The organism is Streptomyces sp. C1-1 (genome assembly GCF_050214755.1).
Taxonomy (GTDB): domain Bacteria; phylum Actinomycetota; class Actinomycetes; order Streptomycetales; family Streptomycetaceae; genus Streptomyces.
In genome coordinates, this window is the sequence record NZ_CP189826.1 from 9,725,541 (window position 1) to 9,751,624 (window position 26,084).

16 protein-coding genes and 3 pseudogenes are annotated in these 26,084 nt (G+C 70.9%); 7 read left to right on the forward strand and 12 right to left on the reverse strand.

Annotation, left to right across the window (positions count from 1 at the left end; all coding sequences use genetic code 11):
* Window positions 1-31: 31 nt before the first annotated feature.
* The 7 genes and pseudogenes from ACQF4J_RS44450 to ACQF4J_RS44480 all read right to left on the reverse strand — a co-directional run.
* Window positions 32-2,071: a hypothetical protein gene (locus ACQF4J_RS44450; protein WP_427168363.1), complete on the reverse strand. Its 2,040-nt coding sequence runs from the start codon at window positions 2,069-2,071 to the stop codon at window positions 32-34.
* A 3-nt stretch (window positions 2,072-2,074) separates the two neighbouring features.
* Complete coding sequence (locus ACQF4J_RS44455) at window positions 2,075-3,169, reverse strand: hypothetical protein (protein ID WP_427168364.1); 1,095 nt, start codon at window positions 3,167-3,169, stop codon at window positions 2,075-2,077.
* Entirely contained in the window at window positions 3,166-4,299 is a 1,134-nt protein-coding gene (locus ACQF4J_RS44460; protein WP_427168365.1) for a hypothetical protein, read from the reverse strand. Before ACQF4J_RS44460 ends, ACQF4J_RS44455 begins: the two co-directional genes overlap by 4 nt.
* Complete coding sequence (locus ACQF4J_RS44465) at window positions 4,296-6,980, reverse strand: hypothetical protein (protein WP_427168366.1); 2,685 nt, start codon at window positions 6,978-6,980, stop codon at window positions 4,296-4,298. The genes ACQF4J_RS44460 and ACQF4J_RS44465 overlap by 4 nt, the downstream gene beginning before the upstream one ends.
* Window positions 6,977-10,930 (reverse strand): tubulin-like doman-containing protein, encoded by a 3,954-nt coding sequence (locus ACQF4J_RS44470; RefSeq protein ID WP_427168367.1) that lies wholly within the window; start codon window positions 10,928-10,930, stop codon window positions 6,977-6,979. The genes ACQF4J_RS44465 and ACQF4J_RS44470 overlap by 4 nt, the downstream gene beginning before the upstream one ends.
* Before the next feature lie 107 nt (window positions 10,931-11,037).
* On the reverse strand, window positions 11,038-13,338 hold the full coding sequence (locus tag ACQF4J_RS44475; protein ID WP_427168368.1) for a VWA domain-containing protein: 2,301 nt from the start codon (window positions 13,336-13,338) through the stop codon (window positions 11,038-11,040).
* A gap of 590 nt (window positions 13,339-13,928) precedes the next feature.
* Window positions 13,929-14,051: pseudogene (locus ACQF4J_RS44480) on the reverse strand (transposase); the annotation flags it as partial.
* Between ACQF4J_RS44480 and ACQF4J_RS44485 the strand changes: the two are divergent.
* From ACQF4J_RS44485 to ACQF4J_RS44495, 3 genes and pseudogenes are all read left to right on the forward strand, one after another.
* Complete coding sequence (locus tag ACQF4J_RS44485; RefSeq protein ID WP_427168369.1) at window positions 14,038-14,451, forward strand: sensor histidine kinase; 414 nt, start codon at window positions 14,038-14,040, stop codon at window positions 14,449-14,451. The pseudogene ACQF4J_RS44480 and the gene ACQF4J_RS44485 sit on opposite strands and share 14 nt — an antisense overlap.
* Window positions 14,448-15,657 (forward strand): annotated as a pseudogene (locus ACQF4J_RS44490) (PP2C family protein-serine/threonine phosphatase). Before ACQF4J_RS44485 ends, ACQF4J_RS44490 begins: the two are co-directional and overlap by 4 nt.
* A 293-nt stretch (window positions 15,658-15,950) precedes the next feature.
* A complete protein-coding gene (locus tag ACQF4J_RS44495; protein WP_427168370.1) occupies window positions 15,951-16,505 on the forward strand; it encodes a DUF3291 domain-containing protein in 555 nt (184 codons plus the stop codon).
* A gap of 26 nt (window positions 16,506-16,531) precedes the next feature.
* On the opposite strand, the gene ACQF4J_RS44500 is transcribed toward ACQF4J_RS44495, so the two are convergent.
* Together ACQF4J_RS44500 and ACQF4J_RS44505 are read right to left on the reverse strand one after the other, a co-directional pair.
* The gene (locus ACQF4J_RS44500) at window positions 16,532-17,623 is read right to left on the reverse strand and encodes a winged helix DNA-binding domain-containing protein (RefSeq protein WP_427168371.1); all 1,092 of its coding nucleotides are present in this window, start codon (window positions 17,621-17,623) and stop codon (window positions 16,532-16,534) included.
* Window positions 17,624-17,644: 21 nt separating this feature from the next.
* The gene (locus ACQF4J_RS44505; RefSeq protein ID WP_427168372.1) at window positions 17,645-18,373 is read right to left on the reverse strand and encodes an alpha/beta fold hydrolase; all 729 of its coding nucleotides are present in this window, start codon (window positions 18,371-18,373) and stop codon (window positions 17,645-17,647) included.
* A gap of 193 nt (window positions 18,374-18,566) precedes the next feature.
* Here ACQF4J_RS44505 and tnpA point away from each other — a divergent pair.
* Both tnpA and ACQF4J_RS44515 read left to right on the forward strand, forming a co-directional pair.
* Window positions 18,567-18,992, forward strand: a pseudogene (tnpA, locus tag ACQF4J_RS44510) (IS200/IS605 family transposase).
* Window positions 18,989-20,209, forward strand: coding sequence for an RNA-guided endonuclease InsQ/TnpB family protein (locus ACQF4J_RS44515; RefSeq protein ID WP_427168373.1), 1,221 nt, complete (start codon window positions 18,989-18,991; stop codon window positions 20,207-20,209). Before tnpA ends, ACQF4J_RS44515 begins: the two are co-directional and overlap by 4 nt.
* A 225-nt stretch (window positions 20,210-20,434) precedes the next feature.
* Here ACQF4J_RS44515 and ACQF4J_RS44520 read toward each other — a convergent pair whose 3' ends face one another.
* Window positions 20,435-22,351: a lamin tail domain-containing protein gene (locus ACQF4J_RS44520; RefSeq protein WP_427168374.1), complete on the reverse strand. Its 1,917-nt coding sequence runs from the start codon at window positions 22,349-22,351 to the stop codon at window positions 20,435-20,437.
* A 206-nt stretch (window positions 22,352-22,557) separates the two neighbouring features.
* Between ACQF4J_RS44520 and ACQF4J_RS44525 the strand changes: the two genes are divergently transcribed.
* Entirely contained in the window at window positions 22,558-23,394 is an 837-nt protein-coding gene (locus tag ACQF4J_RS44525; RefSeq protein WP_351803971.1) for a hypothetical protein, read from the forward strand.
* Between the two features lie 36 nt (window positions 23,395-23,430).
* Here ACQF4J_RS44525 and ACQF4J_RS44530 read toward each other — a convergent pair whose 3' ends face one another.
* Window positions 23,431-24,942: a carotenoid oxygenase family protein gene (locus ACQF4J_RS44530; RefSeq protein WP_427168375.1), complete on the reverse strand. Its 1,512-nt coding sequence runs from the start codon at window positions 24,940-24,942 to the stop codon at window positions 23,431-23,433.
* Between the two features lie 250 nt (window positions 24,943-25,192).
* On the opposite strand from ACQF4J_RS44530, the gene ACQF4J_RS44535 reads away from it, so the two are divergent.
* Entirely contained in the window at window positions 25,193-25,612 is a 420-nt protein-coding gene (locus tag ACQF4J_RS44535) for a hypothetical protein (protein WP_427168376.1), read from the forward strand.
* 22 nt (window positions 25,613-25,634) lie between these two features.
* On the opposite strand, the gene ACQF4J_RS44540 is transcribed toward ACQF4J_RS44535, so the two are convergent.
* A complete protein-coding gene (locus tag ACQF4J_RS44540; RefSeq protein ID WP_427168377.1) occupies window positions 25,635-25,994 on the reverse strand; it encodes a hypothetical protein in 360 nt (119 codons plus the stop codon).
* Window positions 25,995-26,084: the final 90 nt, after the last annotated feature.

The window sequence follows — 26,084 nt, forward strand, 5'->3', positions numbered from 1 at the left end:
CGTCCTTTTCCATTCGCTCGTGGGTTGCCCGTCACACGGCGAGCATCAGCAGGAGGAATAGCAGGGCCGCGACACAGGTCATCGCCATGCAGAAGAACTTCCACGTGTCGTCCGAGTGCGGGGGTTGTCCCCTGTCCCGTCGTGCGCCGGTCCGCAGCGCGGGACGAGGCTCGGCGTCCGCCCTGCCCAGGTACTGCACCAGCTCCCACCAGGCGTCGGAAGGGAGTTGGGGCACGCCGTAGGCGGGTGCGAAGGCGATCAGCCGCAGGAAGTGCCGCTCCACCGGCCCGTCCCTCTCACACGCACGGCGGATCAGGTCCACCAGATGGTCCGCGAGCGGCTTGTGCCCGATGTAGGGCAGGACGGCCCAGTGGAGCAGCCAGAACGCCCTCTCCGCGGCGTGCCGCGGGTCCGGCTCGGCCGCCCCCTCTGCGCCGACGCGTCGGTCGGGGCGCAGGTACAGCCGTTTCCGGAGCATCCGGCGGCCGAGCCGAAGGGCCTCCCCTGTAGTGCGCCGTGTCGTGCGGGACGCCAGCGCGTCCAAGAGCAGGTCGGCTTCCTGACTCGGGAAGTGCACGGCGTCCAGTCGGTTGAGCAGGGTCTCGTCGGACAGGTCGCCGTTCTCCTGGAACGAGCTGCCGTACCCTCGGCGCGGCATGAGGGCGTTGCGCAGGCCGCGGCCTCGGGTGAGGGGCTCGGGCAGGGGGCGGGGTTCGAGAGGCACGTACGGCGACGGGTTCCGGTGCGGTTCGTCCGCGGTGGGCCGCACGACTTGCGGATAGGTGCCGATCGTCAGGGCGCCGTCGTCGGTTTCCTCCCGCGCCGGCGGGGCGAACGGGGGTGGGGGCGCGGCGAACTCCGAGACCCCGAGCGAGTGGGGCGGCGGCGGGACGGCGGGCTGCTCGTGGAAACGGTCCGGCGCCGAGACAGGGCCTCCAACCCCCGAGCCGACGGACGCCGGGCCATCGGCCCGCACCCCGCCGGACAACAGGCCGTCGAAGCGCACACCGCTCACCGCCCCGCCGTCGGCAATCCCCTCGAAGGTCGTCTCCGGTCGTCCTTCGAGTACGCGGTGCCGAGGGTCGACGGCCGGGGCGCCCAGGGGCACGGCGGGGCCGTCGATGCCGGGCATGCCACCCGCCGCCGACAGCGGACGAGTCCGCAGCTGCTCCCTGAGGGCACGCAGGCGCTGCCACGGCGGTACGTCGGCCCCGGCGGGGCACAGCTTCAGCACTTGGTGCACCTCCTCCGCCTTGACCGGCTCGGAGAGGAACCTGCGCACCAGTTCCTCCGCGATCCCGTGGGCCTCGTCGTCCGGAGCCTCGGCCAGGGCGATCCGCTCCAGCCGGGGGTCCTCGACGGCCGAGGTCCGCCAGGACGGCACACCCATGACGCGCAGCGGGTGGCTGTCCGTGGTGTCGTAGGTCGCGTAGGTCCAGAAGTCCCGCCCCAGCCAGCCGCCGAAGAGCCCGGACAGTCCCCAGATCAGCAGCGGGGTGGCGTTGGTGCCGTCGGCCGAGAACTCCGGGATGCGTACAGACATGAAGTGACCGGGGGTGCGTAGCAGTTGGGCGGCGACCACGATGAGCGGCTCACGCACGGTCTCCACCTGGGCCGTGAAGCGCTGCCACTCCGGCTGGACGACCTCCGTGAGGTCGTCGCGCCCGAGGGTCCGCAAACTGCGGGCGGGGTCGGTCCCGGGCAGTCGGTCGACGGCTCCCGGCAGCGGCAGCGGCAGACGGCCGAGCGTCAGACACACCCTGGCCTTCAGCACCTCCCGGCTACCGATCAGGGCGTGCGACTCCGTGCTGGCCCTGCCGTGGGCGTCGGGGCCCCGTCGGCGGTTGATGACGACGATCTGTCCGTCGGCTCGGCGGACTTGGCGGATCTGGCTCGGCTGCGCGGTCCCCTCGGTCTGGAGCAACGGCGCCAGTTCCTCGTGCAGTTCCTCGGCGCGGGCCCGCTCGCACGAGTACGCCACCGCGGTGATGCCGGTGCCGGTCCGGTGGCGGTTGCCCTCCCAGCGGAAGACGACCTGATCCAGCCTCTGTTCACTCTGCCGCTTCACCACGTGTCACGCCCCCGCCGTGGACGGCCGCCGCGGCGCGCTGTCACCCAGCGCTCCGCACATGGCGAGGATCGACAACAGCGGCCCCAGCACCCGCCGGGACCGCACCCCGTGCGGGAAGTAGCCGTTGGTCGGCTGGCCTCCGGTTGCCGAGGCGAAGTGCAGGCTGCACCGCAGCGCGCTGTCGAACGGCCGCAGCCAGGCCGGCGCGGCGTGCTGGCGCAGGAAGGCGTACACGTCACGGCTCTCCTCACGCATCCGGTGTGGGTCGAACGGCGCCGTCGTGGGCCGGCCGAGCCAGCGGTCGACGGGCGGCTCGAACCGCAGCAGGTCGGCCTTGCCCACCACCAGGGCCGTGGCCACGTCGAGGTACGCCCCCCTGCGCGGCAGCCGGTCCAGCACCGTCTCGAAGGCGGGGTCGCTCCGGCTGACGACGAGCCGGTACTGCTCCCGGGCCTCGTCGAGCTGCGGCAGCGCGCAGGCCAGCAGCGGGTCGACGACGAACACCAGGGCGTCGACGCCGAGCAGGAAGCGCAGCAGGGTGTCCGTCCGGACCAGGTCCTCCCCGCCGAGGTCGAAGAACGCCACCGGCCTGACCTGGCCGTCCGTGCCCGTCAGGAGCAGCGCCTCGACGAACTCCGCGAACGGGGTCTGTCCGGTGGACTCCAGTTGCTTGCCCTCCCGCAGCAGGGCCACCCGGTCCCGTATGAACTCCGAGTGGTCGGCCGGGTTGACGGACTGCCAGCGCACTCCGTACGGCTCCAGTCCGCCGTCCGTGACCTCGGCGATCATCTGGGTCAGCAGATGGCTCTTGCCGGTGCCGGACGTGCCGACCATGGCGACGGTCAGGGGGCGGCCGTGAACGAGGTAGGGGACGGGGATGTAGTGCGCCTTCACCCCGGCGGTGTTGCCGCACAGCTGGAAGGCTCCGCGCAGGACGTCGGCACGCCGCAGCGGATTGGTGTGCCTGGCCAGGTCGAGCCGCTCGAACTGGAGTTTCTCGTTGCGTACGTGCAGGGCCCGTTCGTCGTACACGACGATCTCGAGGCAGTACGGGCACATCACCTGGCCGGGTTCGAGCTGGGCCGAGGTGGTGGTCATCGGCGTCCCCTTTCGCTTCTGCCGCGATCCCGCTCGGCTCCTCCGCCCAGCCAGCGCCGGGAGGTGCGCTCGCCGTCCGCCGGCCCGGTGCCCCTAGGGGGCGCGCCGGACCACGCCGTCCCGTCGGGCTCCGTCGGCGCGTCCCGACCGGGCGCACCGAACCCGTCGGCGCCCGCGGCCGCGCGTTTGCGGGCGAGGGCCGCGTCGAACTCCCTGCGGTGCGGTTCGAGCGGGTCGGGTACGGCGGTGACCATGGCGGTCGGATCGGAGTCCGGCATGATCAGGCCAAGCAGGTGGGTGGCCGTCGGCCGGCCCTCGGCGCGGGACGCGAAGGCGCCGCCGAGGGTATGGGCCAGCGAGCGGTAGGCGTCGAGATCCGCGGGCGGCCCGTCCGGTCTGCCCTGGCGGCCGGCCACGAGCTGGTACATCAGTTGGGCGGTGCTCCACAGCGCGTCACGGGCGTCGGCCTCGCCGACACCGGACCGTTGTTCGGGGGGCGCGTAGGGCGGGACGCCCCAGGGGGTGCGCGGGCTGCCGATCCGGGCGACGGCCGCCAAGTCCCATAGCTGTGCCCGCTGTCCGTCCCACCGGACGGCCGCGGGCACGATGCCCCGGTGCACCAGCCCGATGCTCTCCAGCAGCCGCACCGCGAGCACCAGGTCGCGCTCGATGATCCGCTGATCGCTGGTGGAGATGCCGTGGGCGAGTCCGGTGGCGGGCTCGCCGCGGGGCTCGGAGTAGATCAAGAAGGGTTCGGCGGCGTCCATGTCGTAGCCGACCGGTACCGGGAAGAGCCCCTGGTACGAGCTGCCGCCGAAGGCCCGGTGGATCATCAGGGCGGCCCCCACCTCGGCCTCCAGGGTCAGGTACTCCTGCTGGTCGGACGCGTCGGTGGCGGACAGCCGTACCTGTACGCCCTTCCAGGCGTCGCCGAGCAGCACCCTGCGGGCCAGCAGGGGCGGGCGGACGACCCGCCGGAGATCCGACCCGATCCGGGTGGGCACGGTGTGGCGGCGACCGCCCGGGGTGGTGAAAGACAGGTCGGGGGGCATCTCGGTGCCGCCCCTCGGCGGCCGGAAGCCCTGGGCGGCCGTCTCGGACTCCGGGGCCCCGGCGGTCCGCCCGTTCACAGGCCCTCCTCGTAGGAGAGCCGGTCCCGGGCCGTCGGCGCGTCCTCGGCCCACTCGCGCAGCCGGACCGAGGCGACCACTCCGAGCCGGAGCGGGACCAGCTTGAGGAGCCCGGCGTACCGGCCGGTGGGCGTCCACACGGAACGACTGGGCACGCCCTCGGTGACGACGGCCGGGGCCTGCCAGGGCTCCCGGGCCCCGGCGCCCGTTCCCCCGTGTCCGTCGGTGCTCTTCCACACGGCCTGCGGGGCGAACCTGATCCACTCCACCGCGCCGGGATCCCGGCTGAGCAGCGGGGCCTGGTCCGCCGAGGCCAGGTCCACCATGCGGCGGCCCTGCGGGTCGAGCTCGATCGCGTCGGCCACCCGCTGGTGCCCGATGCCGAGCAGGCCCTCGGCGCTGCCGCGCCGGTCCGCCGAGCGGGTGAACGGCGGGGGCGAGACCACTCCCTGAGTGAACAGGTGACGGCGGGTCACCTCCAGCATCTGCCGGATCCGCCGCTCGACGTCGGTGAGTGCGCCGGCTCCGGCCTGTCCCCGGGAGACGACGCCCCAGTAGAGGTCGAGCGCGTGGACGAGGGTGTCGGTGAGGTCGTCAACGAGGGTGTCCACGAGATGGGGGCCGCCCTCGCCGGCCTCTCGGTCCAGCCAGCGCGGACCGGCGCCGAGCAGGGCGTCGGAGCTCGGTACGCGTTTGGCGGTGCGGCCAGGGGCGGTGCGCTGGGGGCCGATCGTCGGGCCGGTCTCGCGCTCGGGCCCCTCGGCGGTTGACGTCCGGCTGTAGGGGTCCGGTGCCGGCATCCAGTCGGGCCGTTCCCGGGCGTCTGGGAAGTCCGCGGCGGGGCCGGGTGTCGGCTCCGCCCGGTCGGCCTCCCGCCAGCCGCCGTCCGCCGTCGCCCGCTCCGACTCCTCCGGCCTGCCGTCCAGTTCCTCGGCGCTCAGCGCGGCGCCGCGCAGCACTCCGGCGACCATGCGGGCGGCGTCGGCGCAGTAGCGGCGCTCCTCGGCGGCCCAGCGCTGCCGGAACACGGCGTCCGCGAGCAGCGCGTCGAGGCCGTCCAGCGCCCGTCGGGCGTCGTCCGCCCCGGTCAGTTCCCACCACGTGTCCACCGCACGACGCCAGCGGACCAGCACCAGGACGCAGGCAAGCCCCAGCCCGAACAGGGCACCGCACAGGGCTGCCCAGGACGGCACGAGGCCCACGCGGGTCACGAGATGTCCGCAGGCCGCGCCCACCGCCAAGGCCACGGCCTGGGCGGCGACGCCGATCGGCATCGAGCCGGAGTCGGCGCGTCCGGGGTGATGTGCCCGGGTGAGCAGGCCGCCGCCGGCGAGGACCGCCAGGATGACGAGGGCCGCGAGTGTGCCGGGCCAGGTGTACAGGCCGGCCAGCGCGCCCGCCGCGCCCGCCCCGGCGAGCTGCCCGAAGCTGATGGTGGCGACACCGAAGCGCTGTTCCGCCGAGACGCTTTGCGGCAGTTCGGGCGGGCAGCGGTGGTCGGCCTCGATGAGCAGTCCGGCGCTCGGGGCGGGCGCGACCTGCTCGGAGAGGGCGGCGAAGCGTTCGGCGACGCTGCGCAGCGTGAGGCGCTCGCCCAGCATGCGTTCCGCCAGCCGCTGGAGTCCGTCGCCCACCGCCTCCCGGCTGCCCGCGTACGGCGGTACCCGGACGCCGAGTTCGGTCAGCAGCAGGGTGGACTCCGGGGTTGCGGCCGCGGCGCCCGGGGCGCCGTCGTTCAGGGCCCGCAGGACCAGGGCCCGGTATCCGCTGAGCCCGTGGGAGGCGGAGTCGAGCGCCGCCTCGCAGGCGCGCCGGCCCGCGCCGAGGAGCAGCCCACCGAATCCGCTGAGCTGGGCCCAGCCCGCGTACGCCTCGTCGAGGGCGCTGGAGCAGCCGGTGTACGCGCGGTCCGCGGCGCCGCCGGAAGTGCGGTGGGCCGGCACCGGGCCTGCCGGGCGGCCGGCGGCCAGTTCGTCCACCGGCTTGGGGAGTTCGACCCGGGAGGTGTCGTCGTCCCCGGCGCGCTGGGCGCCGGTGTAGTGCCCGCCGGCAAACCGGGTCAGCGCCTCCCGCCAGGCCCGGGCCCGGGCGGCGCCGGACAGGTCGTGCTCCAGGACGTGGACGCCGGGCACGGCGACGGCCTCGGGGAACCGGGCGAGGGCCTCCAGGGTCTCGTCGAATAGTCCGCGCAGCAGATCTACGAGGACGGCCAGCGCCTCCGGGTCGTCGGGGCGGACGGGATCCCCGGCGGTACGGGCCGCGCGCAGGTCGCCCGCCCAGAGCAGCCCGGCGTCCGGACCGTGCAGGGCGGCTGGGCGCACGAGGCGGCGCCGGTACGCGCTCGGAGCGTCGGGGGCGGCTGTGGACCGTCCCCCGATCTCGTCCCGGGCGGCGGTGAGGGCGTCCTCGGCGTCGGGCAGATCGCCGACGACCAGACCGAGCAGCCACGCCCTGGTGCCGTAGCCGAGGATCATCTCGTACAGGCTGTGGTGGTCCAACAGCCCGCGCGGCGTGTCCAGCAGGAGGAAGCGGTAGTGCCCGTTGCCCGGTTCCGGGAGTCCCTCGGTGCGCAGCTGCTCCTGGACCGCCGCGCGCAGTGCGCCGGGGCTGGCCAGGGTGTGGGCGCCGGAGCGCAGGTCCAGCACGATGACGGCGTGCGCCGCGCCTGTCGTCCGGCTCACTCGGAGTCACCCCACGGGTCGTCGGCGGGCCCGCGCTCGGTCGTCCTGCCGGTCGCCGGGTCGGGTTCGGAGGGGTCCTGGGTGTCGTTCTCAGCGGTCCACGGGAAGCCCGTGTCCTTGCCGTCGGGCCAGCCGTCGCCCGAGGCCGCGGGATACGGCGGATAGTGCGCGAAGGGCGGCACGGCGGCCGACCCCGTGCCGTGTGCTGACAGGTGATCGGCGTCGTCCTGCGCGCCGTCCGGGTCCTCGGCGGGCTGCGACGCGGCGCCGTACGAGTTCGCCGGGGTGGGGAAGGGCGCGTCGTCGGAGGCGTCGGTCTCCCATGGGAAGTCGTTGTCGGTGTTGTTCGGTTCGGCCTCGTGGGTCGATGATTCGGCGCTCGGGGTGCCATGGCCGTCCCGGGGCCCGGGGGTGCCGGAGGTTCCGGGGGCAGAGGCGGGACGGTAGGCGGCGGCGCGGGTGGAGGCCGCGTGCTCGTCATCCGTCGCCGGGGGGCCCGTGAGCCGTTCCGGCCAGGAGGGTTTCTCCGGCCAGGCATACAGGTCGTCGCCGTCCCCCGGGGCGGAGGGCGGGCGCGGGGCGGACGGCTCGGCGGCCGGCGAGGGTGCCTCGGCGGGCGGGGTCGCACCGCGCCGACCACGCGGCTCGTGCCGAGCGTCGGACTCGTGCCGGACGTCGGGCTCGTGACCGGTGCCCGTGCCCTGCCAGGGCCCCGGCTCGTGCCGGGGCTCGTGTCGCAGAGGCGCTGTGCCCCAGTCGTCCTCGGCGCGTTGGCGGGGCGCGGGGTGCGTGAAAGGGTGGGCGGGAGACGGAGGTCGGCCCAGTACGGCGGCTTCGAGGAGCCGAAGCGTCGGCTGGAGGGCCCGCTTCTCGGTAAAGGTCACATCCAGGGCGCCCGGCAGGGTCTCGGCCCAGAACTGCCGCAGAGGGCGCATCCATTCGACCGACCACTGCCCGGTCTGGAGCTCCAGCTTCTCCAGGAGCTCCAGCTGGCGCCGGGCGATGTCTTTGACGAACCGCACGTAGAGCGGGTCCGGGGTGCTGCCGGCCAACGCGAGGCCGTTCGGCTGGACTCTCATGAGGACGCTGCAGTAGTCCTCGACGATGCGTCCCTCGTCGAGCAGTGCCCACCGTTCGTAGGAGCGCAGCAGCCCGGCCCAGCCGGAGATCTCGCCCTGGTAGTCGTCCAGGCGCAGGGTCATGCCCGGGACGTCGGGTCCGTCCTCCTCATACAGCCGCACCCGGATCCGCCGGGGTGATTCGACGTCCCCCTCGATCACGGTGACCTGGCCGTTCCACATGGCGCAGAGCAGCCGGTGCAGGATGTGCCGGCGGTCCTCCTCCGTACTGGCCAGCCAGTCGTCGCGGTAGCCGAGCCGCTGCCGCCAGCCCAGCACGTCCTCGCTCTGCTCCACGTCCCGGGCGCGCGCCCACCGCCGCAGGACGTTACGGGCCTCGGGCACCTCGGTGAGGCTCATCTCGCTGCGGAACAGCACCACCGTGATCGAGTCGGTCTCCACCCCCCGGAACTCGATGGACCGCTTCCCGTCGCGCGGCAGCAGCAACGACTTGCGCAGATACTCTTCGACCGCATTCTTGTTCTGGATCCGGGGATAGACGATGAGGATCTTCAGCGGTCCCCCGCCCTCGGGCACGAACCCGTGGGGCAGCAGGCCCGCGATCTTGAACCGGAACTGTTCCAGCGCGCCCTTGCCGATGTCCTCGGCCGTGTCGCCGACCCCCGCCGCCGCGCTCAGCAGCATGGCCATGGACGGCAGCAGCGGACGTTCGTCGGCCAGCGCACCGCTCTCCGCGAAGAGGGTCTTGACCCGTTGCTCGACCACGGACTTGACAGTGGCGACGGCTGCGGCGGGGTTGCGTCGGCCGACGGCCTGAGCGGCCTGCCAGGCGTCACCGTCGACGAGCTTGAGCAGCAGCGCCGACTCGTCGTCGTTCTCGCGCAGGTTGACCCGCTTGACCAGCCGTTCCCGCAGGTCGTCGTAGAACTCCAGCAGGTTGCTCTGCGGGGGCAACAGATAGGAGACGCCCGTGCGGTCGTCGTACAGCTCCTGGACCTGTTCGTCGAAGGCCCGAGGCTCCTCCTCCATGTGCTTGCGGAACGCCTCGACCAGCAGGGTCACCTCGGTGTTGAGGGCGGCCGCGGCCGGGCGCCAGCGCTGTTCCTGGCGCCGCCACCCCTCGTGCCAGACCGTGCGGCACCGCCACTGGAACCAGCGGTCCTGCGCCTCGACGGCCGCGGCCACGTCCGCGTCGCCCCAACGCGCCTTCGACAGACCGCCGATGCGGCCCCTGATCCGGGGAACGGCCGGAGGCTGTGTGTGGACGCCCGCCGGGCGCGCGGGCTGTCGGCTGCGGTTCTCCAGCATGCCGAGGAAACCGAGCACGGTGACCGGATTCGGGTCGCCCGGCACCCCCTTGATGACCCGGTCTGCCTGGAAGATGTCCACGGACCGCAGCAGCCGCTCCAGCGCGGGACGGGGGGCGAACTGCTCGGCCAGCACGGGCGCCCGGCGATCCACCTTGCGCCGCAGATCCTCCGTCAGCGCCTGCATGTCACTGAGCCGGTCGCGGAGTGCCTGCTCGATGGCGACACCGCCGCGGGGCAGCGGATCGGGTTCGGGCACCGGCAGCGCCTCCCGGTTCCACAGCTCCTCCAGCCCGGAGTCGGCGAACAGCTTGCGGACCGTGCCCGCGTACTCGTGGCTCGCGTTGGCGGTGGGTTCGGTGAGCCTGCGGACCGACGCGGCCAGCATCCGGGAGGAGACCAGTTCGGCCAGTTCGTCGAGGGGTGCCGTCATCGAGGCGACCAGGCTGGTCGACACGCCCCGGTGTCCGATCCCGGAGGCAGCCCGCGCGGCCCGGTGGAGACCGCGGTTGATGAAGCTCGCGGCGAACGTCTGATAGTCGTCGTCGGCGCGCGGACGCGGCCCGCTGCCGTCGCCGAGTTCGGTGCCGACGAGTGACATCACCAGGGAGACGATCGAGCGGCGCAGGTCGTCGGGGCGGATGCCGGCGGTACGGCTGAACAGGAAGGCGGTGGGCACCATGCCGGTGCGCAGCCGGATCGGGTGGACGCCCGGGTAGCGGATGTGCATCGCCGCGTCGAGGTCGGAGTCGCCGAGGTCGGACTCTGCGGTGGGCACGTTCTGTTCGTCGACCAGCCGGAACAGGTCCACCACCGCGCGTGCGGCGTTGAGTTCGGCTTCGCGGCCGCCGCCCGCCGAGGTCGGGAAGGCCGAGGGCATGACCACCAGCGGGTAGATACGGGCCCCGGTGAAGTTCTTGGCCCGGAACGCCTCCCCGATGAGATGGAGGTAGTCGAGGAAGATCCCGGCTCCGGTGCCGCCGGCCACGGAGTGGGCCACGAACACGTCGCAGCCGGACATGGGCCCGCCGCCGAGCTGGCTGAGCTCGCCACCGGACCGGCTGATGGCGTCGATCGCCTGCATCAGCGGCCCCATGACGGGATCCAGGCCGTTGCGCAGTGTGCCGAACAGCGCGGCGCGGCCGACGGTGGGCAGCTGGCCCGCTCCGTTGCGCAGCGGGGTGACCTTGGGCTCGCCCGCGCGCGGCGGCAGCCAGCCGCTCACCTCGTCCCGCATCACGGCACGCAGTTCGCGGGTGACCTCGGGAGAGCTGTCGTGGTCAGGGAGCAGGTCGTGGGTGGCGCGGGCGGTCCGGCTGTAGGCGGCGCGCAGGCCGGCGTCGGCACTGAGGTGAGGCAGCCGGGCGAGTTCCGACTCGCTGAAGTCGGCGTACACGAACTGGAGGCACTCGGGGAGCTGGTAGCGCAGGGGGATGCCGAGGCTGTTCAGAGCCGTGCCGTCGGGGCCGCAGAGTTCGGCGCGCAGCCGTCGTTCCAGCTCGGTTCCGACGAGACCGCCGGTGCCGCCCAGACCGACGAAGAGCATCGGCTGGAAGATCTTCATGGTGTGGTCCTCCGCCGGGACGGTTGACGTCCCGGTCGCTGGTGTGGAAGTACGTGGGTTCGTGCATTCGTGCGCAACAGACCCGCACAGGGGCTCGGCACGGGACTTCAAAGGTCCGGATGCTCCGCCGGATCCGGGACGCCGAGGGGGTACGCGCCGTTGTCGTAGGAGTCCGCCGGCGGGCCGGCGGGGCGCGTGGTGCGGCGCCTGTCCGGCAGTGGCGAGCGGATGCCCCGGCCGACGGACGGGCGGCGTTCCTTGCTCTCGACGACGTGCAGGGAGAGCGGGCCGTGCAGGGGCACGGCCTCCCCGAAGCGCAGGGTGCGTTCGCCGTGGCCGCTGGTCCGCAGGACCACTCCGCCGTTGAGGCCGCGCCGCACGGCGTACGTCCCTCCGGAGCGCCGTACTATCCGGGGGCTGTCGGAGGCCGTGTCGACGACGTCGAACTCGTACCAGTTGCCGCGGCCGGTCTTGGCCTTGCCGCTGCCGACCAGGGTGCCGTCGGCGTCCCGCAGTTCGAAGAGGAGTCCGGCGGGTGCGATCCGCAGGCGGTTGACGCGACGCCGGGAGACCAGCAGCACGGCCACGCCGGCCAAGGCGAACGCCGCGGGAATGACAACCTTCCACCACCGGTCCCAGAGCTGCTCCAACTCGCCGGGGACGGCGGTGACCGTGATGGCGAGCGGCGCGTCGTCCAGGACGCGGCCGCCCTCCACCGCGATGACCTTGCCGCCCAGTTCGGTGCCGTCGCCGTCGATGGGGGCGCCGAGTTCGTCCGCCGCGGCGACCTTGACGGTCACGGGGACGGTGCGGATCGCGCCGGGTTCGACACTCACCCGTGTGGGGGTGACGCTCAGGCCGGTGCCCTTGCCGTCGGCGACGGAGAGCAGCACCTCGTGCGCGGTGCCGCCCCGGTTGCCGACCTTCAGCGTGCCGGGCACGCGGCCACCGGGGTGGACTCCGGCGGCCGGGATGTCGAGGACGGCGTCGAACGTGGAGTTCGCCGGGGAGACGCCGGTCGGGTAGTACCGGGTGTCCGGGCTGAGGCCGACCGATTCGACGGTGCTGGTGAAGAGCAGGGACCCGGTCGCCCGGCGAGGCACGGTGACGGTTCCGGAGAAGACGCCGTCGGAGCCCTTCTCGTCCGGTCCCGTGCCGTCGTCGGTCAGGGTGATGGGCACCTGTCGGCGGAATCCGTCACCGGTGAGCCGGCCCACGACGGAGATGCCGCGCAGATCCCGCGCGTCGAGCCTGACGCTGTTGGGCGTGAGCACCTCGACCTCGACGCGGGTGCGCTGTCCGGCCCTGGGCGAGGGCTTCTCCAGGCGGATGTCGGAGCGTACGGCGCCCCGCCATAGAGCGCTGATGCTGGCCACCCGGTCGCGGTGGCCTTCCGGTGCGTCGAGGTGCACCCGCCAGCGCCCGGGCAGGGGGCGGGTGACGCGGAGCGACTCGACCGCCTTGCCGCGGCCGGTGAACTCGAAGGAGGAGCCGCCCGTCTGCGAAGCGTCCGCGGAGTCGTCTATTCGGCGTCCTCGGGGGTCGTAGTAGGTGGCCCGTACGGCGGGATCACCCTTGGAGACGACGATGGTGCCCTCGGTGGCCAGCGGGGAGACCCGGACGTGGAGGTCCGCGGGCGGGCGGCCTTGGCTGCCGGACTCCTGGTAGAGACACCGTGCGGCGGCGAACGCCGCCTGCAGGGCCCGGCCGAGCTGCTCGGCCCCGGGCACGGTGGCCGCCCTGGGGCGGGTCTGCGGGAGGTCGCGGCATCCGTCGCGGTAGCCGGCGGCGGCCATCTCCTCCAGCCGCTTCTCGTCCACGTCGTCCCCGAAGCCCAGGGGCCAGATCTGCACCTTGGCGTCCCTGGCTTCCCGGAGCGCCTGGGCGAGGTCCGCGTCGGCCTGGGCGTCCCGGGTAGTGGGGTCGAGGCCGCGGTAGCGGTAGCTGTCGCGGACGTCGAGGTGTCCGTCGGTGAGCAGGAACAGCACCCTGGGCCGGCCGAGGTCCCGGGCCTCCACGAGACGGGTGACGCCCTGGCGTACGGCGGAGATGAAGTCGGTCCCCGATCCCTCGGCCTCGGTGCGCCGGTTCAGTCCGGCCGCGCACTGGCCGATCCGTTCCCGGCCCACGGTGTCGAGCTGCCGCATCGAGCAGACCTCGTCGACGGGTGACTGCCCGGCGGTGGTGGCGTCGGCGAAGCCGTAGACCATCATCCGCGACCGTGCGGAGGGTTCACCGACCGAGATCGAGGAGACCGCGTCCCTCTCCCGGTCGAGGTCGCCGGCGCCCAGACTGGCCGACTCGTCCACCGCGACGGCGTAGTCGACCGGGTCGTCGGCGGCCACGGCGCTGGTCATGACGGAGTCGGCCGGGGCCGCGCCGGGCAGGGCCACCGCGGCGAGCGCCATGGCGGCGAGTCCGTAGGCGCTCCGGCGCGCTTGTGCCCGTACGTATGTCCGTGTCCGCGTCCGTGGCCTACCGAACAGAGAGAACACATTCGATTGCACGCTCGAACACCCCCCTTGAATGTGTCACGCCGATTCCCCTGAAATTCCCCGTTTTCTCGGCCGCCCACGGAATGAGCCCCCATCGTCGGCGCCGGTGTCGCACAGCTTAGGCTCACGCGCCCCCGCCTTTGGCTGAAATTCCGCTCTTTCCGAAGGGTTGCGCGATCAATCCGAAAAAGAGATCACGCAAATAAAGCAATCGGTCACGCCAGGATGATCGGTGAATGAATTTGCCCACTAGTGTTCTTTCCTGATTCGCGGCAGGACGCGGACCTCCCAGGAGGGTGGCGGAGCGAGCTCCAGCTGTCGGATCAGAGCGGCCACCCCGGTGCCGACCGCGCCGCGGTCCTCGCCCAGCCGCGCGGTCAGGAGGAGTCGAGGCGCTCGACGAGCCCCCTGGCAGCGCAGCGTTGTCAAGCGGACCGCCCTCCGCATCGGCAACGTCCTGGTGATCGTCTCCGGGGCTCCGGCGCTCGTCGACATCCACCTCGCCGACGCCGCAAGGAGCGCAGGAACTCGCTCCAAAACGCCTCGGTCTCGCTGTCACCGACCATCACGCCCAGCGCCTCACGGCCGCCGTCCTCGCCGCTGCCGGTGGCGATGACCACGGCCTGGCAGAACCTGCTGTCCAACGCCATCAAGTTCCGCAGCCCGGACCGGCCACCCCGCATTCACATCAGCGCCGTCCCCGACACCGGCGTCTGGGAGTTCGCGGTCACCGACAACAGCATCGGCATCGCGCCGGAGTTCCAGGAGAAGATCTTCGTCCTCTTCCAGCGACTGCACACCAAGGACGTCCACCCCGGAACGGGTATCGGCCTGGCCATGTGCAAGAAGGTCGTGGAGTTCCACGGCGGCATGATCAAGATCGACCCCGAATACCGGCTGGGTACCCGGGTCGTCGTCACCCTGCCCGTCGCGAAGGCCGAGACGGATGCCATGGCCGAGGCGTCTGCCACGACCGAGGCAGCCGTGGCTGCCTCGACGGGAGATGCGGACAGGAGACAGCCGTGACCGCCCCCCTCGGAGGTCGCGACGGGTCGTACGACCTGCTCCTGGTGGAGGACGACGACGGAGACGCCCTCCTCGTCGAAGAACTTCTCTACGACATCGATCTGCCGCACACCCTCACCCGCTGCCCTCCGGCCGCCGACGCGCGCCGCGTCCTGGCCGCACGCACCGTCGACTGCGTTCTGCTTGACCTCCACCTGCCGGACGCGTCCGGCAGGTGGAGGTCAAGGCGATCCAGAAAGACACCCACGCCGCCATCATCGTTCTGACCGGACTGGACGAACCCCGTGCCGGAGTCGACGCCCTCGCAACCGGCGCCCAGGGCTACCTTCAAGGGCAAGGTCGAATCCGACCTGGTGCAGCGCGCCGTGCGCTACGCCATGCAGCGAAAGCAGGCCGAACGCGCCAATGCCGCCCTGCAGATCGGCCGCCTGCGTGCCGAGGAGAACGCATGTCTCGAACGGGGCCTGCTGCCTGAACCCCTCCTGTCGTGCACGACCGCCACTGCCTCCAGCCGCTACTACCCCGGGCGGGCGAAGGCCCTGCTCGGAAGTGACCTCCTCGATGTCGTCCAGACCGACGACGGACAGGTCCACGCCGTCACCGGAGACGTCAGCGGCCACGGCCCCGACGCCGCGCGCGGCACTCGGCGTGTGCCTGCCCATAGCCTGTCGCGCACTCACCCTCGGCGGCCACCGCAACCAGCAACTGCTCCACCTGCTGGAGAAGATCCACATCGCCGAACGTGCGGGCAGTGACTTTACTACCTGCACCATCACTACCCTCGACTCGAAAGAGGCCGGCCTCACCCTGCACCTGGCCGGCCACCACGAGCCCCTCCTCATCACTCCCGACGGAGCCGGTGAGGTCACCGCCGCACACGGAGTCGCGCTGGGTATCGCACCCTTCTCGGCAAGTGGGCCCGCCACCCAGCTCGCCCTCCCGCCCCGCGGTGCGCTCATCGCCTACACCGACGGTCTCATCGAAGGCTACGCGGGCAACACGACCACACGGCTCGGCGTGGACGGCCTCCTGCGCATCATCGACACGATCCGCACCCCAGACCCCGGCGCCCACCTGGACGATCTCATCGCCCGCACCCGCACCCTCAACGCCAGCCGGCACACTGACGACCTCGCGGTCCTGCGCCTCGACTGGAACGTCGACGCGTCCGGTGCCGTGGCGAAGGGGCAGGGAAGCGCACTGTAGCGGGCCACCGCCACCCTGCGGCGGCGCCCACGCCGTCTCGTTTCTCGGCATGTGGTGGACCAGTGCGGACTTTCACGGATGCGGGTGACGCCGACGCCCAGTTGCCGTCTGGACCTGTGCAAGAGCCACGTGTTGCAGGGGAATCGCAACTTCGACACGGCTCGCGGAGGCAGCTACCTTCATCTGGTCTTCGGAGGTCGCCACGATCGCGCCGGGCTCCATCAGGCCGAGCCGGACGCGATGAGTATGCCACCGAACCAGGCTCCGCCACGCAGCCCACCAGGGAGATACGCATGCCCCACATTGCCCTGTACACCTTCGGCGTCCTGAAATCACCTCTCGCCGATCCCGCACCTCTCACGCGCGAGTTCTACGAGACGGGTGAGGCCGTCTACCGGAAGATCAGCCAGCACCCCGGATACGTCGCTCATGCTGAAGCGGCTGAGGGTGAGCGGGGCGTGCTCTTCGATGCGGATTGGGGTGCGTGGGGAGAGTTCGCCGTACCGACGTGGTACGCCAAGGGCCGTACAGCGGACACCACCGCCCTTGCCGCGACCCTCTCACTCTGGACCGACTTGCGCTCCGCATTCGACGCCGTTTACACCGGTCTCCACCGTGAGGCGTTGAACAGGCGTTACGACTGGTTCGAGAGGACAGAGCACCCGAATCACGTGTTCTGGTGGGTCCACGACGGCGCGATACCCTCCTGGCGGGACGGCGTTTCCAAGCTGGCGCACCTCAACGACCACGGCTCCGCGCCGCAGGCCTTCACCTTCCACAACGCGTTCGCCCCGAACGGAACTCCGACCAGGATGGAAAGCATCGCCCCGAACAGGGATCAGCGATAGCGGCCGTTACGGGTATGACGCCGACCTCACTGACGACCGGAATCCGGTCGCGAGTGGGACTGCAGGAAGCGGGTGATGGCTGCGGCTTCGGCGTCGACCCCGAGCAGGATCTGAGGCGGTAGGGGCTCGAACGCATCGACCTGGACGGAGCGCGCGCCGGATCGGGTCCAGGTTGCGACGACCAGGCCATCGGCGATGACGGTCGGTCGGATTACGCCACCACCCGGCCAGACGCGGGCGTGGTGAGAGTCGGGGACGGACGCCTCACGGGTGCGGTATCCGACGAGGTAGTTGTCGTAGGCGGGAAGCATGCGGACATCGGGGATACCGGACGGGGCTTCGGGGTCTTCCTCCCAGCCGGCCAGGACGGTCTGTGTGCCGTGTTCGGTGATCGCGCCGGACTGCGCCAGCGCCTTCCAGGCCTTGCGGGCCCAGGTGACGGGGAGTCCGGACCAGGCGGCGAAGTCTTCGGGCGTGGCGGGTGCGTGCGCGGCCAGATAGCGGCGGCCCAGCTCAGTCAGGGCAGTTGCTCCCTCCAGCCGGGAGACGCCGGTGGGCAGCCAGTCGTCGAGCAGCACGTACGTGGCGACACCGTCACGCTGCGGGCCGTGGCAGAGGACGCCGCCGAGTGCGGCGTGGCGGATCAGGTGGAAGGGCGCCTGACCGTCCGCCGGAACGCCGAGGGTGGTGAGGTGCTCGGTCAACTCGGCGCGGGTGAGCGGCCCGTGCGTGGCCAGGACGCGCCGGATGAGGCGGTCGGCGCGCCGGCGCTGATCGTCGTCCAGTCCGAGCTGCCGGTAGCGGCGGCTGGTGCCAGCGAGGATCCGGGGAGCGAGCAGTCGCAGAACCCAGTGGAGGTCCTCGCTGGGGATGGTGTGCAGAGTTCCACGCATGAACCAGCCGCGGACGATGCTCCGCTCCTCCTCGTACGCGGTGCGGATGCCGGTAGCCGTGATGCCCCGTCCCCGTACTCGGATGCCGAGGTCGGCGGCCGTGCGGTCCTGGGCCTGGATGGCGAAGACCCGGCGTACGACCGCCCCGGCGGAGGCTTCCCGCACTCCGCCGGCCAGGGCCTGCGCGCGGGCCCGCAGCTGGCGGACGCTCTCGTGCTCACGCATTGAGCCGCGCATCCGTCCCGGTCAGGAGACGGCCGTGTGCAGGATGCCGGCAAGGTCGGTAGGTGCCGACAGCATCGGCCAGTGCCCGGTGGACAAGTCGAAACGCCGCCAAGGCGCATGGTTGAGGAAAGCCAGCATCGGCACCCCGCTGTCCAGCAACCCCTGGAAGTCGTGGCAGGCGACCAGGACACGGTCCACACCGGGTCCGACTTCCACCGGGCCGGCCAGCCGCTGGGTGTAGGTGCCGAACGGCTGAGGAGTGGCACGTTCACGCAGCACCTCCCGTCGGCCCTCGTCCAGTCCGTCGAGACTGCCGGACAGGGCCTCGAACGGCGGCATCGGCAACCGCCGGCCGTCACCATGAGCCGTGACCCGCTGACCCAGCTCATCCGCTGCCTCCGGCGACATGAGGTCGAGCATGCGCATCCCCTCGGCGAACGGGGCGCTGTCCACGTAGACCACGCGCTCCAAACGGTCGCCGAGACGCCCGGCCGCGCCGCTGACGGGGGCTGCCGCATAGCTGTGGGCGACCAGAGTGACCTCGCGCAGATCGCCCTTCTCGACGATCTCGGTGATGTCCGCGATGTGCGTGTCCAGCTCGGTCCGCGGTCCGCCCTCCTCCGCACGCTCGGCCAGCCCGGTCAGCGTCAGCGGCAGAGCCGTGTGGCCGTGCTCTCGCAGGGCGCGGACGGTGTCCTCCCAGGCCCAGGCGCCGAGCCAGGCGCCTGGAACGAGTACGAACGTGGCCATGTGATCTCCCTGAAAAGAGGTGTTGTGGGGAGCGTAGAGTCCATCAGTACCTAACCAGGGGATGCCTCGATCTAATTGGGTGGGGTTGGGCCTCTGAGTTCTGCTGTGACCTCAACTGGGTCCATGGATCTGTACTGTCCACTGGAGTCAGCCTTTCTGCCGCGTAGAAAGGCGGAGCTTGTATGGTCGCGGTGTGAATGCGACTAGGAAGGTTCACCGATTCTCCGGCGGTGTGTATGACCTGGGGCTCCACGCGGTGTGGTGCCTGAAGGACCGCCGTCCGGTCCTCGGCGGACGGGTCGCGGAACGGCTGGACGTGTTGATCCGGCAGAAGGCCGACGAACACAGGTGGGAGATCATCGGCCTTGAGGGGTGCCCGAGCGGGTACACCTGTTCGTCGAGCACGGTGCGAAGTCGTCTGCCCCGTGCGTGGCGAGCCAGTTCAAGGGCTTCACATCCCGCGTGCTGCGCGAGGAGTTTCCGCACCTGAAGTCGCGGATGCCCCCTGAGGTCGTCGTCGTACTTCGCCGCCTCGGTCGGAGCCGCGTCGGCCGCCACGGTTGGGAGGCACCTCAACGCCCAGTGGGAACGCCTATGGAAGAGGGTGGACGGGTCGTGATCCGGGCGTACAAGTTCCTCCTGCGCCCAACGGGCCGTCAGTCGGTCGCGATCGGCGAGATGCTGCGGGACCACTGTTCCCTGTACAACGGCGCCCTACAGGAACGCCGTGACGCTTACCGGCACGCCTCCAAGACCACCGTCCGCTACGTGGACCAGTCTGCCCAGCTCAAGGAGATCCGGGCGTTCGATCCGCAGCGGCAGGGCCGCTGGTCGTTCTCCTCCCAGCAAGCTACCCTGCGCCGCCTGGACAAGGCGTTCGGTGCGTTCTTCCGCCGGGTCAAGGCCGGGCAGAGACCGGGCTATCCCCGCTTCAAGGGCACAGGGTACTTCGACACCGTCACCTTCCCCAAGGACGGCGACGGCTGCCGATGGGACTCCACCCCCCACGACCCCCTCACGCGCGTCCGCATCCAGGGGGTCGGGCACGTCCGTGTGCACCAGCATCGGCCCGTGCGCGGCCAGGTCAAGACCCTCTCGGTGAAGCGAGAGGGAACCCGCTGGTACATCGTCCTGGCCTGTGACAATGTGCCCGTTGAAGAACTGCCGCCCGCCGGGGCGATCGTTGGCATCGATATGGGTGTCGCCCACTTCCTGACCACCTCGGACGGTGAACACGTCGCCAACCCGCACCTTTTCACCGCGATGGCTGAGGAGCTGGCTGAGGCGCAACGGAACCTCGCCATGTTCCCGAAGCGCACCCGGCAGCGCACCAAGCACCACCGCGCGGCGGCCCGAAGGGTCGCCAAGCTGCACGCCAAGATCCGGCGGCAGCGTGCGGACTTCCACCACAAGACCGCCCGCACGCTCATAACAGACCACGACGTGATCGCGCACGAGCGTCTCAACACGGCGGGTATTACCAAGAGCCCCGCACCGAAGGCCGATCCTGAGCAGCCCGGCGTGTTCCTGGCGAACGGTGCTGCAGCGAAGTCCGGCCTCAACCGCAGCATTCTCGATGCGGGTTGGGCGCAGTTCCTCGGAAACCTGGCGAACAAGGCTGAGAGTGCCCGTCGCCTCGTGGTCCCGGTGGACGCGCGCAACACCTCCCGTACGTGCCCCGAGTGCGGGCACGTCGCGAAGGGGAACCGCCTCACCCAGGCAAGGTTCGCATGCACGGCGTGCGGGTTCACGGCGAACGCGGACCACGTCGGGGCTACGAACGTCCTCAACAGGGCCGGGCTGGCCCTCTGCGCGGCGGTTCAGCCACCGACGTAGGAAGCCCGGGCGTTTTACGCGTGGGTGGAGTCACACAGGACAGAATCGGCCTGAGCCTGAAATGCCAAGTCATCCATCAGCTCCTGGCATCAGCCGCCGAACGAGCAGCGGGACAACTGCCACAGTGAAGAGGTATGGCGACGTCACGGCTCGAGTGATGATCAGTTAGGCGTCCCCACGTGGTAGGTGGCTCACGCACAGTGCTACCTCCTGCATTCGGCGGGATCAGCAGGGGAAAGTACCGCTGTAGATGGCGTGTCCGTAGGAGGAGCTTCCCGTGCCGAAGCCGTAGATGCCGTCGTCGCTCCAGACCGCCTCGCGGAAGCCGTTGACGCAGGCCTGCGGCGGCGCGATCGCGAAGCCCTCCAGGTTGTCGGTGGGCATCACGGCCGGGTTCGTGTAGGTCGCCTCCGGAACGATCGCGCCACCGGCGTTCACTTTCATCAGGGTGTGGGTCTCGCCGCAGGTGTTGTCGCAAGTTGCGACGATGCGCTGGGTTCCGGCGTCGAACATCACGTCCATCACGGAGACCTTGCCGGTCGCGATCGTGCCGAAGGTGGTGTACGTGCCGTCGGAGTTGAGTCCGTAGACGTGCAGAGTGCCGTCCCACTCCAAGCCGGCGAAGAACAGGCCCGAACCGTGCAGCGGGTATTTCGCGGGGTCGTATGCGGCGCCGGTGCGCGGGTCGACCCAGCCGTTCGCGGTCAGCCACGTGTCCGGCACGTATCCGACGCCCTCGAAGCCCAGGTTGGCGTCGTCCTTGCTGCCGGTGTCGAGCTGCGGGAACTGCGAGGTCATGTCCCACTGGTGGATCGGCGTGAGCGTCGATCCGGTCGCGGCCGGATCGAACTCCATGATGGTGTCCTTCGGCACGGTGTTGTCGGCGTTGTCGCGCTCGGAGGTCACGTAGATGTGGCCGTTGGCGCCGACCGTCAGACCCTCGGAGTCCGGCTGACCGGTGCCGTCGGCGAAGCGAATCTGCTTCCCGGTCGCGCTCCACGAAGCATCCGGAACCCACTTGCCGCTGCTCTTGACCAGCTTGTACAGCCAGTTCTTGTTCTTGGCGGCCCACAGCACCGACGGGTTCGCCGGATCGAACGCCAGGCCGCTCAGGTCCCGCCCTTCAGGGCCGGTGGACGTGGTGAACGCGCAGACGTTGTCGGCGATCGTGACGTCCAGCCCGCCCGGCCACGCCAGGGTGCCCGCCGGGGTGGAACCCGTACCGGACGGCGCCTCGGGGGTGCAGCCGCTGGTCAACGAGCCACCGCCTCCCAGCAGTTGACCGCCGGTGCCACCACCGCCGTTGCCCGAGCAGGAGTTCGCGCCGCCGAGTGTCGCGGTCGTAGAGGTCTGGAACCAGCCGGTGGCGTTGGCGCAGCGCTCGTCCGACGGCTTGGCCCCACCGGTCGTCCAGGTCACCGAGTCCACGGTGTTGCCGTTGCCGTCGAGGAGGACGACCGAGTCGTTGTCGCCCAGACCAAGGGTGGAGTTGAAGGTGACGTAGCCCCCTGCGGGGATGCTGCTCGCGCTCGGGGAGGAAGACGAGATCGACACGGGGGAGTGGGTGGTGTCGTTGTCGACGTACTTCCACGCCCCGATGCTGACCGCGCTCGTTCCCCCGTTGTACAACTCCACGGTGTCCGCGCCGTCAGAGGTGACCTCGTTGATCCGCACCCGGCTCGCCGCCGGTGTCGAGGACGGGCAGCCCGAGGTGTTGGAGGTGCCGAACGTGGACGCCGCGGTCGTGGTCACCCAGGACCCAGTGCCGTCGCCGCCGCACCGCGCCATCGCCGGCTTCGCTAGGTTGGCGGCCCACTCGACGCGGTCGACCACTGTGCCGCTGGTCGTGTAGATGACGACCTTGTCCGAGTCGCCCAGTCCTTTGGGCGAGTTGAAGGTGACGAAGCCGCCTGCCGGGATCGTGCTCGAGGACGGGCTGAACGTCTGCGGCGAGAAGCCGTCGTCGGACATCTTCCAGCCACTGATGCTCACTGCGGTGGAGCCGGCGTTGTACAGCTCCACCGTGTCGCTGTTCGAGGAGGTGACCTCATTGATCCGAACGTTCTGGTAGCCGGCCGGGTCCGCGGCAGCCGCCGGCTGAGCGGCGACCAGCCCTGTGGCGAGCAGTCCTGAAAGCGTCAAAGCCGCGGCGCACGCAGAGGCGACGCCGGCACGCGAGGGTGAGGTAGGCACGAGGCGGAACTCTGCCGACACGATCTTGAAACCGCGTGTATTCCAGCTGAACATCACCCGCACCCGCACCCGCACCCGACGCCAGCCGCCGTAGCGAGGTGCGGGCGGCTCGGCGCTCTGGGTAGGTTGGTGGCCACCGACTCAGGAGATGTTTCGTGCCCGGCCGCCCCAGCGTTCTGTTCGTGACCGATCTCGCCTACCAGGCCCGGGGACGGCGCTACTGCGACGAGGACATCTTCCTGTCCTCGCGGCTGCGCGACGACTTCGACGTCGCTCTGTGCCACCCGCTGGACGCCGCCGCTCTGATGGACGCCTTCGACGCGGTCGTGGTCCGCAACAGCGGCCCTGTGGTGCACTACCAGAAGGAATACGAGGCCTTCCGGGACCAGGCCACGGCGCGCGGCACTCGGGTCTACAACCCGCTGTCCGGCCGGGCCGACATGGTCGGCAAGCAGTACCTGCTGGACCTGACCGCAGCCGGATACCCGGTCATCCCCACGATCGACCGGCTCGAGGACCTCGGTCGCCTGCCCGACGCCGACCAGTTCGCGGTCAAGCCGAAGGCAGGGGCGGACTCCATCGGCCTCGGCTTCGTGCCTCAGGAACGGCTGGCCACCCTCGACTACGGCGACATCCTGGTCCAGCCTCGCATCGATTTCCGCTACGAGGTGTCCTTCTACTACGTGGACGATGTCTTCCAGTACGCCCTGCACGCGCCCGACATCGAACGGCGCTGGGTCCTTGAGCCCTACCGGCCCACCGAAGCCGACCTCGACTTCGCCCGCCGCTTCATCGACTGGAACACCATAGACCACGGCATCCAGCGCGTGGACGCCTGCCGTACCCAGGAAGGTGACCTCCTTCTGGTCGAGTTGGAAGACCTCAACCCCTACCTGTCCCTGGACCACCTCGACGACCCGACCCGCGACGGATTCGTCACCAGCATGACGACCTCCCTCCACCGGTTCCTGGGCACCCCACCCAGCCGCTGAAGCGGCGCCGTCGACGGGCGAGGCACTTGCCGAGGGCTAGGCGTCCGCGACCCAGCTGCCGTGGAACCCCAGCGGAACGCGGCCGGGCAGGTGAATCCGGGCCAGCGGGTGCCCGCCGAAGTCCTGCGCCGCGAGGATCACCAGGTCGGTCGCACCACGATCGGGGTCGTTCACGTACGACAGAACGTAACCGTCGTCCTCGTCGCGCCCGCCGCGCCGCGGAACGAACACCGGCTCGCTGACCGCCGCGCCCTCGGGGAAGCGGTGGAGCTGTTTACCGCCTCGCAGCATGTCGTGCTTCACCAGGTAGTTGGTGAACTTCTCATCCGGCGGTACGCCGTCGACGGTCTCGTACGCCCGCCACATCTCGGCCGCGCTCGCGGTGTAGGCATAGCGGTGCCGACGGGAGACGAGCGATTCATTGATGCGGGGGAATTCCTGCGGACGGTCGTCCAGCCGGCTGCCGCGCACCCGGCCCGCGCGCAGGTCGATCGTCCAGCGGTCGAGCGTCGGGGCACCGGTCGCGGACGGTCCGCCCATCCCGCGGCCGGCGGCGTAGAACGGCGCAGGGAACCCGATGTACTCCAGCACGACCGTGTCGCCCTGGTCGTAGGCGTTCAGCGTGTGCGAGTAGTACACCGGGTCGATCTCGAACCAGCGCGTGGCGCCACCCGTGCGCGGCAACAAACCGATCCGCATGGGATGTTCGTCGTTCCACACGTACGGCACGACCGCGCCCGCCTCCGCGGCGCCGGCGTCGAAGGTGATCGGCACGTCCACGATCACCACGTACTTCTCGGTGAGCGCGAAGTCGTGCATCATCGGCGCGTCCGCGACGGGAATGCGCGTGGTCCGTGCGACCCTGCCGGTCCTGTCGATCATGACGTGTCGCACATGGTCCCAGGTCGGGTAGTACGCGATCGCGTGCAGCTCGTCGGCCGCCGCGTCGTACTTGGTGTGCGCGGTGAACGCGCCCTGGAGAGTGGAGCGGAAGTCGTACGGGCGCACGGTGCGCAGCTCGCCGTCCAGTTGGTACGGCAGCGGCCCGCCCTCCTGCAGCGCCAGGATGCGGCCCTTGTACGGGATCACGTGCGTGTTGCACGCGAAGTCGTCCGGCGGCACCTGGCCCGGGTACGTCTCTCCCAGCTTCGCCGTCACCTGCGAGGACCGCACCCAGCGGTTGCGGTACCACTCCGCCTGGCCGTCACGCAGCCGGACTCCGTGCACCATCCCGTCGCCGAGCATCCAGTGATGAGCGCGGACGTCCTCAAGGCCCAGCGCGTTCGGGCCGTTGCGCAGGTAGCGGCCGTCCAGGTCGCGCGGGATGCGCCCGGTGACCTTGAGGTCAAACGCGGTCAACTCCTCGGTGACCGGCGCGAAGGCCCCCTCCAGGAACGGCCTCGCCCCGCTCCCACCGCTCTTCGCGCCTGCGGCACTCGCCTGCGCCGCAGCCGTGAAGAAGCCGGGCCCGAGGCCGCCTCCGACCACGCTGCCCGCTGCCGCGACCGCTGCGCCCTTGAGGATTCTCCGCCGCGTGTGACTGGCCATCGTATTTCCCCGTTTCCGTTGTCGACGCAGGCTTCGTCGGCCGGCGTCGTGACGACGGGAGCAACCCTCCTCCTGGGCCGCTCCCGAAACAGGAGGTCCAGGCCCCGAGTCGGGGGGTGGTGCCAGCACCACCCCCCGACCCGAAACGCGTCATGGGACGTTTCGACGGTCATGGAAAGGGTGGCAACCGCCCCCGTACGCACCTAAGTTCAGGCGTCCTCAGACTGGCCGCTCGGAAGGGCAGGGGCACATGCCGAAACAGTTGAAGAAGGGGCTCGCGTCCCGTCGCGCCGCCGCGTCGGTCGGCGCATTGGCGATGGCCGCGGCCGCGGTCTGCGCCGTCGCCACGCGGGCGTCGGCCGCGGGCTGGGCCTGCGACCACGACGGGCACACCGTGTGGTGCGCATCCGTGACCGGCATCTCGGCCGGTTCCTACCTGGCCTCCCACAACGGGCCGACCTACGCCTCGGGGACGACCGGACACCGCTACAACAACGGCGACACCATGATGCTGGCGTGCTGGACCACAGGGGACGGTGACGCGGACGGCCACGGAGACCACTACTGGTTCGCGCTCGACTTCGACAGCGACGGCGGCTACATCAACGACTGGTATGTGACCACCGGATCACCGTCCCAATGGAAGCCGCACGTTCCCCAGTGCCGCTGACGAAACTCACGTCGTGCTGCGGTCAGCCGCGCTCCGCGACAGCAATGCGCCCCGATCCCAAGGATGACCGTCCCCGGGCCGGGACGGCGAAGCGTCGCGCGAAAGTGAGGAGGGTGTCGTCCGTGCCCACCCGCAGGCCGTGCTCCGCGAGCAGCGCGGCCAGCCGCTCCGGCTTCCAGAGCGAGCGCCACGGCTCGCCCGAGGTAAGGGAACTGGCGAGCACGCGTGTCAGCAGTCTCCCCGCGGCCGCCTTCGCCGACGGGGCCTGGTAGTTGACGACGAGCGCGCTGCCCGAGGCCGAGCGGGCGGCGAGTGCGGTCACGGTGGCGCGTACCTGCTCGACCTTGGATCCTCGGGGGGAGAGAGGGTCAACACGCGGCATGGAGCGGACAGGGAGGTGCCCACCGTGGAGGCAGGTGCGAGCGCGGCCCGGTCGTCCTGTCACCGGTTCACCGGACCCGGCTTACGTACC

Excerpts from the sequence above, each read along its gene's own strand:
- ACQF4J_RS44455 (WP_427168364.1), bottom strand. The coding sequence starts at position 3,169 with ATGACCACCACCTCGGCCCAGCTCGAACCCGGCCAGGTGATGTGCCCG.
- ACQF4J_RS44470 (WP_427168367.1), bottom strand. The coding sequence starts at position 10,930 with ATGAAGATCTTCCAGCCGATGCTCTTCGTCGGTCTGGGCGGCACCGGC.
- ACQF4J_RS44475 (WP_427168368.1), bottom strand. The coding sequence starts at position 13,338 with ATGGCGCTCGCCGCGGTGGCCCTGCCCGGCGCGGCCCCGGCCGACTCC.
- ACQF4J_RS44485 (WP_427168369.1), top strand. The coding sequence starts at position 14,038 with ATGACCACGGCCTGGCAGAACCTGCTGTCCAACGCCATCAAGTTCCGC.
- ACQF4J_RS44495 (WP_427168370.1), top strand. The coding sequence starts at position 15,951 with ATGCCCCACATTGCCCTGTACACCTTCGGCGTCCTGAAATCACCTCTC.
- ACQF4J_RS44500 (WP_427168371.1), bottom strand. The coding sequence starts at position 17,623 with ATGCGTGAGCACGAGAGCGTCCGCCAGCTGCGGGCCCGCGCGCAGGCC.
- ACQF4J_RS44505 (WP_427168372.1), bottom strand. The coding sequence starts at position 18,373 with ATGGCCACGTTCGTACTCGTTCCAGGCGCCTGGCTCGGCGCCTGGGCC.
- ACQF4J_RS44530 (WP_427168375.1), bottom strand. The coding sequence starts at position 24,942 with ATGGCCAGTCACACGCGGCGGAGAATCCTCAAGGGCGCAGCGGTCGCG.
- ACQF4J_RS44535 (WP_427168376.1), top strand. The coding sequence starts at position 25,193 with ATGCCGAAACAGTTGAAGAAGGGGCTCGCGTCCCGTCGCGCCGCCGCG.
- ACQF4J_RS44540 (WP_427168377.1), bottom strand. The coding sequence starts at position 25,994 with ATGCCGCGTGTTGACCCTCTCTCCCCCCGAGGATCCAAGGTCGAGCAG.